Source organism: Deltaproteobacteria bacterium, from assembly GCA_019308995.1.
GTDB lineage: Bacteria > Desulfobacterota > Desulfarculia > Adiutricales > JAFDHD01 > JAFDHD01.
Map to the genome: position 1 here is coordinate 1 of JAFDHD010000224.1, position 2,195 is coordinate 2,195.

The following is a 2,195-nucleotide window of genomic DNA, read 5'->3' on the forward strand; positions in this document are numbered from 1 at the left end:
CTGCCTGATGAGGCCGCGGATATGGACACCATACACGACCGTTACAAGGACCTGGCCCAAGTCGAGCGCGCCTTTCGGAATATGAAAACCGGGCATTTAGAAGTGCGGCCGGTCTTTGTCCGCAACGCCGAAAGAACCCGGGCCCATGTCTTCATCGTCATGCTGGCCTACCGCCTGCGCCTCGTATTGGAAGAAGCCTGGCGCTTTTTAGACATCACTGTAGAAGAGGGCCTCAAGCAACTATCAACGCTTTGCGCCATCCAGACTATGATCGGGGCTGAAGCCGGATGTTTATCCGTTCCCACTTCCCACGCCCAGAGACAGCGTGGCCGAATTGTTTAAAGCTTTGGATATATCACCACCGCAAACACTACCCAGGAGAAAAGGAAAGGTAGACACTAAACGAAAACTTCAATCGATCTGCGCAAATCTGCTCAAAAGACACGGTATTTCACCGACAAGAATAACCCCTAAGAATAATTTCCGGCGGGAGACCAAGTCTGTCAGATAGCCAATGGTCAGGGAGATCACGCCTCCCAGGACCCAGAAGACAAAAGATATATTCCCTCCGAGCTTGACGTCTCGCTCAATATCGGAGAAACCAAAATCCCGGGCGATTTGACTCAGGTTGGGGGCCATGAGGTTCTGATCGGCAAACAGAAAAAGGTTGATAAGGGCCAGTAGCAAAACAGCGTATAATCGTTGCCCGCTAAATTTGGAGGTTGTTTCCATGATTAGATTATTCTTAAGCTAGTGACCGTTCAGGCGATAATACTTCAGGGAAAGAGGTCCCACGCCTCCCATTAAGAACCGCCTGCTTGTTTATTTTTACGGCGGGGTCAATCCGCCCACGGACCCTTATTCTTTATCTTTTTCCTGTTCTTCCAGGATAATTTGAGTAGCCATTTTGGCTGATGTGCCCACGACCTTGCTGCAGTGGTCCATCATCCCAAATTTCATGGCCTCTTGGAGTTCATCTGGATCGAGGAGGTTGAAGGTGCGGCCCATCAGGGATTTTTGCAGGTCGTAGCAGCGGCAGGTGCCATATTTCTCCACAAATTCGTCATGCAGCTTTTTCACCAGCAAATAAGACCTCATGGGCTTCATCATGTCTGAAAAGTCTTTGCGTTCTCGCCCAAAAAGGTAGCCGATGACCATGGAAGCCCCCACCAGCGCGCCGCAGGAGCCGTCGCCGCTCAGTCCCAGCCCGTCGGCCAACCCGCTGGCGGCCTTGAAGACGTCATCGTTATTGATAGACAGGGTGTCGAAAATGGCGGCCATGGTCGTCTGAGCGCAGCCGGTGCATTCTTTTTCGTATTTTTCTCCGAAGGTAAAGGCCTGATCTGCGAGTTCTTCCTTTGACTGTGCCATACTGACCTCCTTATTCTAAAAAAGAACCGTTTATATTTATTTCCTCGTCCCCAGGCTCAGCCTGGGAAGGCATGGAAGCGCTAGCGCAGCCTGGAGTATGGCAGGGTATAGACCGGTATGAGGCGCTCCCGGGGCGCCAGCTCCCGAAGCCCGCGAAAGAACTCCCGGGAAAACTCATCAGCCGGCTGGTAGCCCTCCTGGCGCAAAGCCCCCTTCCAGAGGTCAATGACCTCGTTGTGCTTCCCCGCGATGGGACGCCAACTGGCCACGATGGGAAGATTCTTGGCTCCCTCATTTAATCCTGCGATGAAGTCGGGCATACGGCCGGGGACTATCTCCAGGATCGCGAGGCTGTATGCTCCGAGCGGAGACTGCTGGCTTTGAGCCATCGCCTCATGCAGAACCTCCGGCGGCACCGGACCTAACGGTTCCAGAAGCCGGGAGTGTTGCTCCGGGGCCAGCTCCTCTAAACGCGCCTCATATTCCCCCCAGGCCCGATCCTGGCCAGCCTTGGCACGGAAGTCGTCAAATGTTCTCAGGCTGTCAAACTCCAGGATTTGCGTTACCTGACAGAATAACTCCACGTCCGAGTACCAGGCCGCCATCAGACGGGGTCCCAGGCGCTCGCAGAGAGGCATTAGCTGCTCTTGGGCGAACTCGACAAAGGTATCCAGGGTTTCCGGGCTGGCTGGCGAAAGGTTTAGCGTCTCTTCCAGATAGATCATGGTTTAACTCCCCTTTCATGGGAACGACTTCTCCTGGCTCTCATCTTCTGTTGTCCCGGTCGTTCATTTTTTAAGGTCGAGGTACATTTCGTAAGCTTC

Annotated in this window: 4 protein-coding genes; 1 reads left to right on the top strand and 3 read right to left on the bottom strand. The window is 53.6% G+C overall.

The window, feature by feature from the left end; translation table 11 throughout:
* The coding region (locus JRI95_17170; protein MBW2063277.1) for a hypothetical protein at window positions 1-342 on the top strand (342 nt) is incomplete at its 5' end.
* A gap of 69 nt (window positions 343-411) precedes the next feature.
* On the opposite strand, the gene JRI95_17175 is transcribed toward JRI95_17170, so the two are convergent.
* The 3 genes from JRI95_17175 to JRI95_17185 form a co-directional block, all read right to left on the bottom strand.
* Complete coding sequence (locus JRI95_17175; GenBank protein ID MBW2063278.1) at window positions 412-732, bottom strand: hypothetical protein; 321 nt, start codon at window positions 730-732, stop codon at window positions 412-414.
* 126 nt (window positions 733-858) lie between these two features.
* The gene (locus JRI95_17180) at window positions 859-1,371 is read right to left on the bottom strand and encodes a C_GCAxxG_C_C family protein (protein ID MBW2063279.1); all 513 of its coding nucleotides are present in this window, start codon (window positions 1,369-1,371) and stop codon (window positions 859-861) included.
* Window positions 1,372-1,451: 80 nt separating this feature from the next.
* Window positions 1,452-2,096, bottom strand: a complete 645-nt coding sequence (locus JRI95_17185) for an NIPSNAP family protein (protein ID MBW2063280.1) — start codon at window positions 2,094-2,096, stop codon at window positions 1,452-1,454.
* Between the last annotated feature and the right edge of the window lie 99 nt (window positions 2,097-2,195).

What these genes read in the sequence shown, in the direction of transcription:
- JRI95_17175 (MBW2063278.1), bottom strand. Translation starts at nt 732, where the DNA reads ATGGAAACAACCTCCAAATTTAGCGGGCAACGATTATACGCTGTTTTG.
- JRI95_17180 (MBW2063279.1), bottom strand. Translation starts at nt 1,371, where the DNA reads ATGGCACAGTCAAAGGAAGAACTCGCAGATCAGGCCTTTACCTTCGGA.
- JRI95_17185 (MBW2063280.1), bottom strand. Translation starts at nt 2,096, where the DNA reads ATGATCTATCTGGAAGAGACGCTAAACCTTTCGCCAGCCAGCCCGGAA.